The following is a 14,670-nucleotide window of genomic DNA, read 5'->3' on the forward strand; positions in this document are numbered from 1 at the left end:
ATCACTCTTTATCAAATTTGTGATAATCTCTATTGTGTAAAAAGGCGTGTAGCTCCATTAGATTGCACCAAAATTGTTGGTACAGTGAACGTATTCTTATTTAGCTATCGCTAAATTGCTAACACAAGATGAACTATTTCTTTCGACACACGTAAAAACAATAAACAACGGAATTCACCATGTTAAAAAAGACAATTTTAAGCCTTATATTCGCTCTAAGCAGCCCACTTGCATTTGCTCAATGCGATGACTTTACCGCTGTCGAACTGAGAAAACTGCGCTCAAAAGACACTGTCAATTTATGCCAGTTTAAAAATAAGCCGTTACTCATTGTAAATACCGCTAGTAATTGTGGCTTCACCGGGCAATTTAAAGATCTTGAAGCGTTACATCAACAGTACAAAGATAAGGGTCTTGTAGTGCTGGGCTTCCCATCTGATGATTTTTTCCAAGAAGAAAACGATGAAGCAGACACCGCTAAGGTATGCTTTGTAAACTACGGCGTTACCTTTACCATGCTTGCAACAAGCCCTGTTCGAGGCAGTGATGCCAACCCCGTTTTTAAACATTTAGGTGAACAAGCAGGCTCTCCAAAATGGAATTTTTATAAATATCTTGTCTCTGCAGATAGAAAAACAATACAGCGTTTTGGCAGCCGCACAAAACCATTGTCAGAAGAGCTCGCGAAAGCAATTGAAAAGCAAATCAGGTAAAAGCATGCGCTTTTACCACTTTTGCATTAGAATAAGGTATGAATAAAAATCAGGCAAGGCATGGAGAGAAGATGACATTAGCAAGTGCAAGACATATTTTAGTAGACAGCGAGGCGCAATGCTTGGAGCTTAAGCAACGTATCGCAAGTGGAGAAGACTTTGCGGATCTAGCCAAAGAGTTTTCCAATTGTCCTTCTGGACAAGACGGTGGTGCACTTGGAGAATTTGGACCTGGCATGATGGTACCTGAATTCGATAAGGTTGTATTTTCTGCACCACTAAACGAAGTTCAAGGGCCTGTACAAACACAGTTTGGCTATCATCTGTTAGAAGTCACAAGTCGACAAGATTAACATCACCTAGGGTAGGAGTTATATTGTCTACTACCCTAATTTCCAACCCTTTCAAGTCTAATACGCTTCTAGTACATCCAAACATTACACTCTTAAATTCAGCTGATGACATGCTACACTCATAGTCACTAAAACCAATGAGGGAACACACTTTGATTTTATATGGCTCCAATACATCACCCTATGTCAGAAGATTAAGAATATACTGCGCAATGCATAATCTTACAGTAGATTATAAGGCCATTGATATATTTAACCCTGAAGAGCGTGAAACTCTTATCAAGCACAATCCCGCGCGTAAAATTCCCTTTTTAATCTGTGGGGAAAACACTGTATGTGATTCCAATGTCATAGCCAGATACTTGCAAACAAAGTACTCATTACCCCATTTAAACTGGCAGCAGGAAAACTTACTAACAACCATCAATGCCTGCAACGATTCACTGGTCGAGATACTACTAGGCGAGCGTTCAGGGTTTGATACAAAAGCGGATGTGTTGTTTTTTAATTTACAACGCGAACGTATAACTGAAACATTGACCTATTTAGATAGACAATGCACAACAGATGTATTTTTGAACTGCGAGTATTTGCAGATCAGTTTATACTGCCTGTTAGACTGGATCCGATTCAGAAATCTAGCCGATATTAACAATCACGAAGGGCTGTTAAATCATCTAGAGAACTGGCAAGACAACAAACATGCTCAAGCAACGGATCCGCGCAGTTAATTTTATACTGGTAAATAATATGAATGATCTTGAATTAGAGTCAGAAGTAGTCAACTTTGTCACCGTTGTGAAACAAAGTGAACAGTTATGGGCACTGGGTGCGGAAGATGGCGGTTTTGTGATTGTGGAATCCAATCAGTTTGAAGAATCAGACGTGTTACTACTCTGGAGCGACGAATCCGCAGCGCAAGAGCAGTGCAAAGACGAGTGGGAAGAGTTTAAACCTATTGAAATTGGTCTAGATACTTTCCTAGATGAGTGGGTAGAAGACTTAAGGGATGACAGTGCACTGGTTGGTATCAACTGGAATAACGATAACGTATGTATTGAAATCGAGCCTGTCAGTCTAGCTCGTGCTCTCGCTGACTAACGCAATTAGCGTCCCCTCTATCGCGCGTACATATGCCTGTATATGTACGCCTTTTTGGCATGGAGCACACAGAGGCTCAGCCCCCGCTGCAACGGCTTTATCATAACTGCTAGACACATTCTCACAACCAAGTGTCAATTCAAATCCCAAAGCTGGCTGCTTTGGCTGAGAGCGAATATAAGTTTGCTTGAATTGGGATTGCGCAACTGGGTGTGTTGCAAAAGCCAGCAGGACTGTTCCGGTGTCTAACTCACCATAATCACCATTCTCTGTTACTGAGTGAGCACTCAACCCAAAAGCTTGATAATAAAAATCTAAGACTTCTTCGACATCATCTACATAAATGACTGTTTTAAGAAAATGCATCACAACAATAAGTTAAACAAATTTATACTAATAAAGCATAATTAATGAGCAGCGTAAAGGCTAGCTCACAAATCAATACCTACCGCCTGTTGCATGTAAAAAATATATTTTACAAAATTTAATAAGGCAAATAGCAAAAAAATGGCGCTTTACGCGCCATTTTTTATGTTTTGTTCCGTTGCTCTTTAGTAAACGCTCTGAGTTTGCGTTTTTGTGACAACGTCATTTTATTAGTTCGGCCTGAATACGGGTTATCACCCTCTCTGAACTCAATTTTTATCGGCGTCCCCATAATATTGAGCGCCTTACGATAATAGTTCATCAGGTAGCGTTTGTAGCTATCCGGTAAGTCATGCACTTGGTTGCCATGAATAACAATCCTTGGGGGATTGTAACCACCGGCATGCGCATATTTTAGTTTCACACGTCTACCACGCACTAGTGGCGGCTGGTGATCTGCTTGTGCCATATCCATGATACGTCTCAGCATTGCGGTGCTGACACGCTTCGTTGCAGATTCATATGCTTCATCAACTGACTCAAACAAATGGCCAACACCTGTACCGTGCAGCGCAGAAATAAAGTGTAAACGGGCAAAGTCAATAAAGCCTAAACGACGATCCAGCTCAGACTTAATCCTCTCTTTCACGTAATTATCCAACCCATCCCACTTATTCACAGCTATAACCAGTGAACGGCCAGAGTTCAAAGCAAAGCCCAGCAGGCTTAAGTCTTGGTCAGAAATCCCCTCACGCGCATCAACAACTAACAAGATAACGTTGGCATCTTCAATCGCTTTTAAGGTCTTAATAACCGAGAACTTCTCAACCACATCACTGACTTTTTTACGCTTACGTACACCTGCCGTATCAATTAAAACGTACTCTCGCTCATTGCGGGTCATCGGAATATAAATTGAATCGCGCGTCGTGCCAGGCATATCATAAACAATCACACGCTCTTCGCCTAAAATGCGGTTTGTTAGCGTTGACTTTCCTACATTAGGGCGACCAATAATTGCCAGCTTAACAGGCTTGTCTTCAAATCCTGTTTTTCCTTCTTCAGGTGCTTCCTCACCTTCAAGGTAAAGCTCGGCAATACTGTCATCATCTTGTGCAATTTCGTCATCTTGCTGAGCAAGTTCAGAAATGATGGGGCTCAGTGTTGCATCAAGTAATTGAGTCACACCACGGCCATGCGCTGCTGCGATTTGATGAATATCACCCAGTGCTAATTGGTAAAACTCCGCGCAGCTTGAATCAGCGTCTATGCCGTCAGTCTTATTTGCAACAATGAAACTCTTTTTTTCTTGCTTCCTTAAGTGCTGCGCAATGGCTTGATCCGCAGCTGTCATACCTGCGCGCGCATCCACCAAGAACAATACAATGTCCGCTTCTTCAATCGCCAGTAGCGACTGCTCAGCCATTTCCGTTTCGATGCCCTCTTCACTGCCGTCGATACCACCTGTATCTACAACAATGAACTCATAGCCATCATAGTCAGCCTGACCATATTTACGGTCGCGAGTTAGACCCGGAAAATCGGCGACAAGTGCGTCTCGTGTACGCGTTAAACGATTAAATAATGTGGATTTCCCCACATTTGGTCGCCCTACCAGAGCGATCACAGGAAGCATAGACTACCTCTTCTTTAAACAACAAAAGGCTTCGCAGTGCGAAGCCTTACAAAAACCTTTACGTCAGTGATGATTAAGGGATTCTTATCGCACTGATCTCACCATCACGGGTGTATACGATCAACTTATCATCGACTACGATGGGTTCAACAAAAAAGCCCGAACTATCAAACTCTTGACGAGAAACTAAATCACCAGTTTGTTTATCAAGCCAGTGCAGGTTACCTTCCTGATCACCAACAACAACATAATTACCAGCAACAGCAGGTGCCGTTAAGTACCAACCTCTTAGGCCAGCTTGGCTCCAGCGCTCTGTTCCAGAGTCTTTATCTAGAGCATAGAGCACGCCATCACTATCTACCAAGTAAATCGTATTTAGTTCAATGGCCAAATCGCGATAACTGCTATATTCACGATCCCATACAACGCTACCATTACGCACATCAATGGCTGCAAGTTTGCCATTATACGCTATCGTGTAAACGTACGCACCGGATACCACAGGTTTTGTATCAACATCGACCAAGCGCTCAAACTCAGAGGCACCTTCTGCAAGTGCAACATCGGCGCTCCAAGCTGTAAATCCACTTTCAGCGATAAGCACACTAAGCTTGCCACTTTCTTCACCGATCAAAACGCCGCCATTTGCAGACGTTGGTGAGCTTAACCCTCGAAGTGTTAAAGCCGGAACTTCTTGCTCATAACTCCAACGCTCTTCACCTGTATCAGGGTGCAACGCAAGTAATTTGCCAGAACCTAAGTTGACATAAACTAAACCGTCACCAGCACTGGGAGAAGACAAAGCTTCACCGGGTACAGACTTGCGCCATACAACGTCGCCGCTTTCACGATCCAGCGCGATAACTTCACCATGTTCAGAACCGATATATATCTTGCCATACGCCTGCAAAATACCCCCGGATAACTTTGCCGAGTCATCGTCTGCCCACGGCCAGATTGAGGTATCTTTTCGGGTGTCAATTTCCCACAGTTGCTCGCCATCTTCCGCACTGTATGCAGCAACCAAGCCTTTTCGCTCCGCTGCAAAAATTCGATTATCGTGTGCAGTCGGTGTCAAGCGCGAGAAATAGTGTTCGACACCATCACCTAGCGACTCTTGCCAAACTGTTTGTGGTTCAAATTGATTGACGATTTCAGGGAGCACTAACTCCTCTTCATCGTCACTTGATGAACAACCCATTAACGACGCCATACACAATGCCAGTGAGGCCATTGCCAACTTCTTCATGGCTACTCCTTAGTTCGATGCGATTGCCAAGTCATCCAATTTAATCTGCAGCAACGCATTATTTTTTGCGCCATCTGCATCTATTGCAGCTTGATATTGCTCTCGAGCTTTATTTTTTTCGCCTTGAGATAAATAAATATCCCCTTTCACTTCTGCCACTTGTGCAGTAAATCCTGCTGGCATTGGTTGCGACAAAGTGCTCAAAGCTTGATCATAATTACCCTGAGAAGCCTGCACACGCGCTAAACGTAACAGTGCAGTTGCTTTTAACTCTGGGCTTTTTACTGTATCAGCAACAAAGGTTAACTTAGTTGCTGCTTGTTCTAATTCACCGGCTTCAACTGCTTCTCTAGCCGCAACAAATGCTGCCAACACTGAGTAATTAGAATCCGCATTGTCTGCCATAAAGGCATCGCTTTTTGACAACACTTCACCACTTTCAATCAGTGTATTATATGCTTCTGAACTTGCTTCAGCTGTTGAAATTTGATTTTGGTTATACGCTTTCCAGCCATACAAACCACCTAGACCTAAAACAGCACCAATAATTAATGAAGTCCCGTTTTCTCTAAAAAAATTCTTTATTGCTTCAGCTTGTTGTTCTTCTGTTGAATAAATTTCCATTCTAACCTCTTACCCTACCAACTCGGCTAAAGTAGTGTGAGCTTCAGCCATAGGTAAGGTCAATTGTTCTTTTTGTTCACGTAAATACTTAATTGTTACAGTATCATTCGTGATTTCATCTTCACCAAAAATCAGCGCAACAACCGCACCGCTGTTATCAGCACGTTTCAGTTGTTTTTTAAAGTTGCCGCCACCTGCGTGTACTTGAACACGTAGCCCTGGTACCGCGTCACGCAACTGCTCTGCAATCGCTGGCGCTTTGATACTAGCAACATCACCCATCGCTGCAACATACACATCTACATTGCGACGAATGTCACCAACGCTATTGAGCTCTTCTAGTAGTAATACTAAACGCTCCATACCCATTGCAAAGCCGACCGCAGGTGTGCCTTTGCCACCTAGTTGTTCTACCAACCCATCGTAGCGCCCACCTGCACATACGGTGCCTTGCGCACCTAGACTATCAGTAACCCACTCAAATACAGTGCGGTTATAATAATCTAAACCACGTACCAAGTTCTCATTTACCTGATATTCGACGCCAGCCGCGTCCAAACGTTCACATAAATTTGCAAAATGTTGTACAGACTCTTCATCTAGGTGTTCAGAAAGCTTCGGCGCATCCGCAACAACAGCCTGTACATCTGGGTTTTTGCTATCTAAAACACGCAGTGGGTTGGTGTACATGCGGCGTAAAGAGTCTTCGTCTAATTTATCTTTATGCTGCTCTAAATAAGCAACCAACACCTCTTTATAGGCTGCGCGCGCTTCATTAGAGCCCAAAGAGTTAAGTTCTAATCGCACATGATCTGAAATCCCAAACGACTTCCAAAGACGTGCTGTCAAAATGATTACTTCAGCGTCAATATCAGCAGTCGCGATACCGAAAGTCTCTACACCAAATTGGTGAAATTGGCGATAACGGCCTTTTTGCGGGCGTTCACGACGAAACATAGGGCCCATATACCAAAGTCTTTGCTCTTGGTTGTAAAGCAAGCCACCTTCAACGCCAGCTCTTACGCATACTGCTGTTCCTTCTGGACGCAGAGTTAAAGTGTCGCCATTACGATCTTCAAAAGTGTACATTTCTTTTTCAACAATATCGGTTACTTCACCGATTGAGCGCTTAAACAGATCTGTTGATTCAACAACCGGAAAACGAATTTCCTGATAGCCGAACGCACCCATTGTGTCTCTTAAAGTCCCTTCAATTTTTTGCCAGATTTGAGTCGTGCCCGGCAGGCAATCTTTCATGCCACGAATTGCCTTAATTTGCTTTGCCACTGAAATTCCTAACTTTAAACTATTCTTTTCATTAAATTACGAGTGCAGGATATAACAAAACCCTGAATACGGTACGATAAAATGCGTCTATTATACCCTGCTCGATTAAAACGTAAACGAAATAAATTCAGCCTCTAAAAGGCTTACTCTTCGATAATTTTGACATCAATACTCGGCTGAGCTTCTTTTTTAGCAACATACTCGCGTACTTGCTCTTCTAACTGCTCAACAATGTTGTCATTATCTATTCGGGTCTTTTGACGCTCACCATTAATATACAGGCCTGAACGGCGATTTGCCCCAGCTAAACCGAGATCACTCACCAGAGCTTCACCCGGACCATTAACCACACAGCCTATCACCGATACTGTGACAGGTGAAATGATGTCTTCCAGTCTTTCTTCTAGCTGGTTCATGGTGTTGACTACGTCAAACTCTTGCCTTGAACAGCTTGGGCAAGCAATAAAATTAATACCACGAGAGCGGATCCGTAACGACTTTAAGATATCAAAACCGACTTTAATTTCCTGAACAGGATCAGCCGCCAGTGACACACGCAATGTATCGCCGATACCTTCAGCCAGTAGCATACCCAGACCAACTGCTGATTTTACAGAGCCAGCTCTAAAACCACCGGCCTCTGTGATACCTAAATGCAGTGGCTGATCAATCTCTTTGGCAAGTAAACGGTACGCACCAACAGCTAAAAATACATCTGATGCTTTTACAGATACTTTAAACTTGTCGAAGTTTAATCTTTGCAAAATCTCTACGTGACGCATGGCTGATTCAAGTAATGCTTCCGGTGTCGGTTCGCCATACTTTTCTTGTAAATCGCGCTCCAATGAGCCTCCATTTACACCGATTCGAATCGGGATATCACGCTCCTGAGCAGCATCAACAACGGCTCTGATCCTATCTTCGCTGCCGATATTACCCGGGTTTATGCGTAGACAGTCAACACCATATTGCGCCACTTTTAAGGCGATACGGTAGTCAAAATGGATATCCGCAACCAGCGGAATATCAACTTGCTCTTTAATACTCTTAAATGCTTCAGCTGCATCCATTGTCGGAACGGATACACGAACAATGTCTGCACCGGCATCTTGAATAGCCTGAATTTGTGCGACGGTTGCATCTACATCTAATGTGTCGGTATTTGTCATTGACTGAACAGCAATTGGAGCGCCATCACCAATCGGGACATTACCAACGTTAATACGTGTGGATTTTCTGCGTTTTATAGGAGATTCTGAAAACATGACGACTACTCTGCTAACGGTAATTTAAACTTTGCTAAGCGGTTTCGAGGCAACCCCGAGATATCAATTGGCTGACCATCCAATTCAATACTCACCACTTGATGCTTACCCAAAACGACAGAAAACGGCGCAAGGCCAGTAACTGTCATGGTATACCCTGCTTTTTTTACACCAAATGCAACACGTTCCTGCGTTGCATCAAAAATTTCTACCCAGCTATCTTGCTCGAAATACATCACAACAGTGCTTGTTTCAGGCACTTCTGACGATATTGCAGCCTCGGGTTGCTCCGCGACAGGCTCGCTTTGTTGAGCTGATGCTGTAGGTGATGCTTCAACTGCTTTACTCACATCGTTTGTTGCGGGCTCCACTGCGAGTTTATCGGATGTAACTTCTGTGTTTTGAGCCAACACAGATTCATCTTTTGGCTGCTGCTCTCGAAATTCATCACTGGCCGTTTGAACCGAAACATCAGTTTTCGCTATATTTGATTCTAAGGCGTGTGACGCATCACCATTAGTCGCCAAAGGCAACGGTGTCGTCTCTGGTGCGGTGATCGCTTCATTTAATCCGCTGATCTCTTCGGAGCTTTCAGAATTACTTGCTGTTTGCCACCACCAAAATGCTGACAGGCCAACAAATACTAGCAGCACTAAGTAACTGACAACCATCAGGCGGTTGTCGTTAGCCTCTTTTTCAGTGCGCCTTGAAAAGCTTTTCATATTTCGCTTTTGTTCTGGAACCTCTGGGGTTTCATACAAAGCAAGTACTTGCTCACTATCTAAACCAAGTAGTGCGCTGTAACTTTTAACATATCCACGTACAAATGTTTCGGGCCCTAAACTTTGGTACTCATCATTTTCAAGTTTAGTGATTTGACTGTGGTTTAATTTTAGCCGTGCAGCAATATCATCAAAGCTGAGATTTTGCTCAGCTCTGGCATGTGCAAGGGTCTGACCGAGTGACAATGACTCAGTCGTTGTTTCATTCTCTTCTTGATTCATAAAATATAGTTATTGGGATCTACTATTAAAATATGTCGCCCGGGCGTCAGGGCAACATCAGGCGTTAATCTGTTCCAGCGCATCAAATCATCAATTAATAACTTATGCTTCATAGCAATATCAAATAATGACTCCCCTTTAGCAATCGCATGAGTTGTATTAGGATTATTTAAAAACACAACTTGTCCAATCGCCAGTCGATCTGACTTTTTCAACGCATTCCATTTTAGCAACTTTTCTAGCTTAATATTATATTTAACTGACAAGCTGAACAGGTTTTCCCCCATTTCCATACGATGGGTAGGCACTTGAGGAATCAACACTTCTTCATTCAACATTTTACCCAAATTTTCATCGTTCCTTAAATCTACACTAGGTGTTTGTTCAGTAAACCGAATCTCACTGGGGTCAATACGATGGAACACAACTTGCTCAGGAGTATCTGGCTTCTGACTGGTTGTAAAACGTACTTTGGACTCTTCTGTTGGATTGGTAACAACTACCTCTTCTAACGTTGTTTCATCAAGAGTGGGTAATGTACGCACCACAGGTGAACCATTCGTGAACGTTTTCTGCTGTGGCTCTCGTTGCGCACTGCTCTTAGCTTCAATATCCGAAGCCTTTACAGTGTGTAAGTTCTTGCTTTGCCCATCGCGCAATAACGAACGATTGCGCTCTGCCCTACTGGTATTTTCTTTTGTCGTGTTGGCAACTTTATTCGAGCTAGGAACTTTGCGCTTGATCTTGATTTGCGGATTTGCAACGACTCTGTTTTCGTCTGCTTGGGTTATTTTATCTAACTGGGCTGTTCTGTATTGTTCTTTGAGTTGCTCAAATTCGCTGAGTTGCAAGGTGTTATTAAGGACAAGTCTGGCCTCAAGAGAGTTTGGATAAGTTTGTAATAACAACGTCTCTAACTCTTGTGCATACTGTAAACGCCCCATTCGGGCTGACAGCAGGTGCTCTAACAACATGCCTCTTGGTGACACAAACCCTTTATCAGCATAAACTTTTAAAACATCTTCAGCTCGGTGTAGTTCACTCTTGGCATAAAAAACACTCGCCATTAAAATTAATACCGACTGGCGCTGAGAATTGTGATCAAGGGCGCGTTTTAAATACTCAAGTGCTAACTCAAAGTTGTCTTGACGCAGCGAACACAAAGCAAGATTTTCGTAACTTTCCGCTACGCGCAAGTAACTTGGAATATCTATCGCTTTAAAGAATTGTTCAGTCGCAGCGTCAAACTCTCCAATACGACACAAAAATGTACCATAGTTGTTACGTGTATTAGGATCATTTGGCCCGTACTCCAACGCCGCAATGTACGCTTTTTGCGCTTTCTCGTTTTCGCCAACTTGTTCAAAGTAATAGGCCAGCGCGTAGTGACTTTCTGGTAGCTTGGGCGCAAGATTTAAAGCCCGGTCAAGGTTATATTTTGCCTGTGTGTTATTACCCGCATTAAGATATTGAAGCGCCAGTGCAATACGGGTTTTTGCCGCATCTTGGCCACTGGTCTTTTTTTGCACTACGGGTTTGTTACTGTTGGCATATCGTGTTTCGGTTACACAGCCACTCAGGCTGGTCAAAATGACAGCACAGCTTGCACCGAGCAGCAAACGCCGACGCACACTACACGCGAATTGAGTGAGTAAACCATCCGTTAAAGCAGGCATTGACCACCTTTTTGCTAAGACACAGTGACTCTATCTTACCTGAAAGCCACTGTGTTTCATCTATTTTTTAGCCTACTTTTACTGCTATTGCATTATCTTGATTTTGTTGCTTTCTGACCACGCGTTTGGTTCTGTCAACAACATCCCCTACTAACTGCCCACAAGCAGCATCAATGTCATCTCCACGGGTACGACGTACAATGCATGTCAGACCAGCAGCTTGTAGTACTTTCGAGAAGCGATCAATACGGCTATTACTTGAACGGCCATATTCATTACCCGGGAATGGGTTAAATGGAATTAAGTTAATTTTAGACGGTGTGCCTTTGAGCACTTGTACTAATTCATGAGCATGATCGGTACTATCATTGACACCCTGAAGCATCACGTACTCGATCGTGACATCTTTATTTGCTTTTGAACCATCGATATATCGACGACATGCCGCTAAGAACTCTTCAATTGGATATTTCTTATTGATCGGTACTAGTACATCACGCAATGGGTTGTTTGGCGCATGTAATGAAATAGCCAAAGCAACATCAATTTTCTCTTTTAAAATATCCAGTGCAGGAACAACACCTGATGTGCTCAGTGTAACGCGACGCTTCGACAGGCCAAATGCCCAGTCATCCATCATAAGTTCCATCGCGGGCACCACATTGTTGATGTTGAGCAGAGGTTCACCCATGCCCATCATTACCACATTGGTGATAGGTCGCTTGGTGCTGTCGCCATTGTGCAAACCGATGTCTGTGGCAACACGCCATACCTGACCAATAATTTCAGATACTTTGAGGTTACGGTTAAACCCCTGTTGCGCCGTTGAACAAAAAGTACATTCCAGTGCACAACCAACTTGAGAAGACACACATAAAGTCGCGCGATCCTTTTCAGGGATCCAGACCGTTTCAACTTCCTGACCACCTTCCAAAATCATCGCATATTTTATCGTGCCATCACTGGCCACTTGTTTTACTGAGATTTCGGGAGCCTTGATCTCACATTGGCTTTGTAACTTTGCTCGCAACTTTTTGTTGATATTGCTCATATCATCAAAGTTGTCGATACCAAAGTGATACATCCACTTCATCACCTGATCGGCGCGGAATGGCTTTTCGCCAAATGAAGCAAATAACTCGCGCATCCCCTCGCGGTTTAAATCTAATAGGTTAATTTTTTTCTCAGTCGTGGCCATGAAACAACCTCAGTTCAGGTGACGGATTGAACAACATAAATAAAAGCGCGCAATTGTACAAAAATCAATCAAACATCGCAATGATGTAATCGCTTTCAAAAACACCCCAATTGCTTTTCAAAACGATCAACGTTTATTAAAGGGATTAAAAAAGGGCCCGAGAGCCCTTTTTCATCTGCTCAACTCGAAATTAACGAGTACGTGGGCAGATTTCTTCGTCGCTGAAGAAGTAAGCGATTTCGCGAGCTGCAGACTCAGTTGCATCTGAACCGTGTACTGCGTTCTCGTCGATGCTATCAGCGTAGTCAGCACGTAAAGTACCAGCTAGTGCTTCAGCAGGGTTAGTAGCACCCATGATTTCACGGTTTTTACGAACAGCGTCTTCACCTTCAAGAACCTGAACCATTACTGGACCAGAAGTCATGAACTCAACTAGTGCACCAAAGAAAGGACGCTCTTTGTGCTCTGCGTAGAAACCTTCAGCTTTCTCTTGAGAAAGGTGAACCATTTTAGAAGCAACGATCTTAAGACCAGCAGACTCAAAACGGTTGTAGATTGCACCGATGTGGTTTTTAGCTACCGCATCAGGCTTAACGATTGAAAAAGTACGCTCTAAAGCCATCTTTTTAGCTCCAATAATAATTGTTGATATTTACGGGCGCGAATTATACGCGCTTTATGCGTAAAAGCCCACACCCTTGTTGAAATACCGTGTTTATAGCCCTGAGATAAACCTGATCTACGTCAAAATCTACCGTGCAAAACTCACTTATACTGCGCCGCTTTTTAATATCCCCAGCAGCTGGTTTGTACCCAGTTCAATGTATGAGGTTTAGATATGTTTGTACCAGAGCTACTTTCACCCGCGGGCAGTTTAAAGAATATGCGTTACGCTTTTGCGTATGGCGCCGATGCCGTGTATGCGGGACAACCCAGATATAGTTTGCGTGTTCGCAATAATGAATTTGACTTGGCAAACCTAGAGATAGGTATAAATGAAGCCCGCCAGCAAAACAAAAAACTTTATGTGGTTTCCAATATCGCTCCTCACAATAGCAAGGTTAAAACATACTTAAGGGATATAGAACCTGTTATCGCAATGAAACCAGATGCACTGATCATGTCCGATCCTGGCTTGATCATGCTGGTGAGAGATAAGTGGCCTGACATGCCCATTCATTTATCTGTACAAGCCAATGCAGTCAATTATGCCTCCGTGAATTTTTGGGCAAGTCAAGGGATTGAGCGTGTTATTTTGTCACGGGAGTTATCACTGGAAGAAATCGCTGAGATCCGCTCGCTTTGCCCAAATACTGAGCTTGAAGTGTTTGTCCATGGCGCACTATGCATGGCATATTCTGGACGCTGCTTACTTTCTGGATACATCAATAAACGCGACCCTAATCAGGGCACCTGCACAAATGCTTGCCGTTGGAGTTATGACGTTAAACCAGGTCAAGAATCCGAACTTGGCGATGTTGTCCACAAAGTAAACCCTCAAGATGTGATCCCGACGCTCGGCGAGGGACAGCCAACTGAGCAAGTCTTTATGTTAGAAGAGCAAGGCAGGCCCGGTGAATTTATGCCAGCTTTCGAAGACGAACACGGCACCTACATTATGAACTCAAAAGACTTGCGTGCCGTGCAGTACGTTGATCAGTTGACGAAAATGGGCGTCCACAGCCTAAAAATAGAAGGTCGAACAAAGTCTTTTTATTATGTTGCACGCACGGCTCAAGTTTATCGCAAAGCCATTGATGATGCGGTGGCTGGAAAACCTTTTGATCCTAATTTGATGCGGACTTTAGAAAACCTCGCACACCGAGGTTATACGGAAGGCTTTTTAAAACGCCATGCCCATCAAGACTATCAAAATTATGAATACGGCCACTCGGTGTCAGACAAACAACAATTTGTTGGCGAAGTGCTCGGACGCAATCAAAATGGATTGGTCGAAATAGATGTAAAAAATAAATTTTGCACAGGCCACAGCTTGGAGCTGATGACACCGCAGGGGAATATTGCCTTTAATCTTGAACACATGGAGAATAAAAAAGGCGAAACCATCAATGACGCCAAAGGCTCTGGGCATATCGTGCAAATCCCGCTGCCAGAAAACATTAATTTAGACCATGCAATTTTGATGCGAAATCTGGGCACTCAGGAAGATACCAGAAACCCATTTAAAAAGGCTTAAA

15 protein-coding genes are annotated in these 14,670 nt (G+C 43.4%); 5 read left to right on the forward strand and 10 right to left on the reverse strand.

Features of this window, described 5'->3' with window-relative positions; all coding sequences use genetic code 11:
• The first annotated feature begins 179 nt into the window (after window positions 1-179).
• From MHN81_RS00265 to MHN81_RS00280, 4 genes are all read left to right on the forward strand, one after another.
• Window positions 180-713 carry a glutathione peroxidase gene (locus MHN81_RS00265; protein ID WP_023399895.1) on the forward strand — a complete coding sequence of 178 codons (534 nt, stop codon included), beginning with the start codon at window positions 180-182 and terminating at the stop codon, window positions 711-713.
• Between the two features lie 71 nt (window positions 714-784).
• Window positions 785-1,066 (forward strand): peptidylprolyl isomerase, encoded by a 282-nt coding sequence (locus MHN81_RS00270; protein ID WP_023399894.1) that lies wholly within the window; start codon window positions 785-787, stop codon window positions 1,064-1,066.
• A 152-nt stretch (window positions 1,067-1,218) separates the two neighbouring features.
• The gene (locus MHN81_RS00275; RefSeq protein WP_023399893.1) at window positions 1,219-1,797 is read left to right on the forward strand and encodes a glutathione S-transferase N-terminal domain-containing protein; all 579 of its coding nucleotides are present in this window, start codon (window positions 1,219-1,221) and stop codon (window positions 1,795-1,797) included.
• A 19-nt stretch (window positions 1,798-1,816) separates the two neighbouring features.
• Window positions 1,817-2,167 carry a DUF2750 domain-containing protein gene (locus tag MHN81_RS00280; RefSeq protein ID WP_036976436.1) on the forward strand — a complete coding sequence of 117 codons (351 nt, stop codon included), beginning with the start codon at window positions 1,817-1,819 and terminating at the stop codon, window positions 2,165-2,167.
• Here MHN81_RS00280 and MHN81_RS00285 read toward each other — a convergent pair.
• From MHN81_RS00285 to ndk, 10 genes are all read right to left on the reverse strand, one after another.
• Window positions 2,144-2,533, reverse strand: coding sequence for a VOC family protein (locus tag MHN81_RS00285; protein WP_239424748.1), 390 nt, complete (start codon window positions 2,531-2,533; stop codon window positions 2,144-2,146). The two genes, MHN81_RS00280 and MHN81_RS00285, sit on opposite strands and share 24 nt — an antisense overlap.
• Before the next feature lie 163 nt (window positions 2,534-2,696).
• Window positions 2,697-4,169, reverse strand: coding sequence for a ribosome biogenesis GTPase Der (gene der / locus MHN81_RS00290; RefSeq protein WP_023399890.1), 1,473 nt, complete (start codon window positions 4,167-4,169; stop codon window positions 2,697-2,699).
• A gap of 73 nt (window positions 4,170-4,242) precedes the next feature.
• Window positions 4,243-5,418: an outer membrane protein assembly factor BamB gene (bamB, locus tag MHN81_RS00295; protein ID WP_239424749.1), complete on the reverse strand. Its 1,176-nt coding sequence runs from the start codon at window positions 5,416-5,418 to the stop codon at window positions 4,243-4,245.
• 9 nt (window positions 5,419-5,427) lie between these two features.
• The gene (locus tag MHN81_RS00300) at window positions 5,428-6,042 is read right to left on the reverse strand and encodes a tetratricopeptide repeat protein (RefSeq protein WP_239424750.1); all 615 of its coding nucleotides are present in this window, start codon (window positions 6,040-6,042) and stop codon (window positions 5,428-5,430) included.
• A gap of 9 nt (window positions 6,043-6,051) precedes the next feature.
• A complete protein-coding gene (hisS, locus tag MHN81_RS00305; protein WP_239424751.1) occupies window positions 6,052-7,329 on the reverse strand; it encodes a histidine--tRNA ligase in 1,278 nt (425 codons plus the stop codon).
• Between the two features lie 143 nt (window positions 7,330-7,472).
• Window positions 7,473-8,594 carry a flavodoxin-dependent (E)-4-hydroxy-3-methylbut-2-enyl-diphosphate synthase gene (gene ispG / locus MHN81_RS00310; RefSeq protein WP_023399886.1) on the reverse strand — a complete coding sequence of 374 codons (1,122 nt, stop codon included), beginning with the start codon at window positions 8,592-8,594 and terminating at the stop codon, window positions 7,473-7,475.
• Window positions 8,595-8,599: 5 nt separating this feature from the next.
• Complete coding sequence (locus MHN81_RS00315; RefSeq protein WP_239424752.1) at window positions 8,600-9,598, reverse strand: RodZ domain-containing protein; 999 nt, start codon at window positions 9,596-9,598, stop codon at window positions 8,600-8,602.
• Window positions 9,595-11,274 (reverse strand): type IV pilus biogenesis/stability protein PilW, encoded by a 1,680-nt coding sequence (gene pilW, locus MHN81_RS00320; RefSeq protein WP_023399884.1) that lies wholly within the window; start codon window positions 11,272-11,274, stop codon window positions 9,595-9,597. The genes MHN81_RS00315 and pilW overlap by 4 nt, the downstream gene beginning before the upstream one ends.
• Before the next feature lie 67 nt (window positions 11,275-11,341).
• Window positions 11,342-12,472, reverse strand: coding sequence for a bifunctional tRNA (adenosine(37)-C2)-methyltransferase TrmG/ribosomal RNA large subunit methyltransferase RlmN (locus tag MHN81_RS00325; protein ID WP_023399883.1), 1,131 nt, complete (start codon window positions 12,470-12,472; stop codon window positions 11,342-11,344).
• Between the two features lie 190 nt (window positions 12,473-12,662).
• A complete protein-coding gene (ndk, locus tag MHN81_RS00330; protein WP_023399882.1) occupies window positions 12,663-13,094 on the reverse strand; it encodes a nucleoside-diphosphate kinase in 432 nt (143 codons plus the stop codon).
• Window positions 13,095-13,310: 216 nt separating this feature from the next.
• On the opposite strand from ndk, the gene yegQ reads away from it, so the two are divergent.
• Window positions 13,311-14,669 (forward strand): tRNA 5-hydroxyuridine modification protein YegQ, encoded by a 1,359-nt coding sequence (gene yegQ / locus MHN81_RS00335; RefSeq protein ID WP_023399881.1) that lies wholly within the window; start codon window positions 13,311-13,313, stop codon window positions 14,667-14,669.
• Window position 14,670: the final 1 nt, after the last annotated feature.

This window comes from Pseudoalteromonas sp. Of7M-16 (assembly GCF_022347805.1).
Taxonomy (GTDB): domain Bacteria; phylum Pseudomonadota; class Gammaproteobacteria; order Enterobacterales; family Alteromonadaceae; genus Pseudoalteromonas; species Pseudoalteromonas luteoviolacea_F.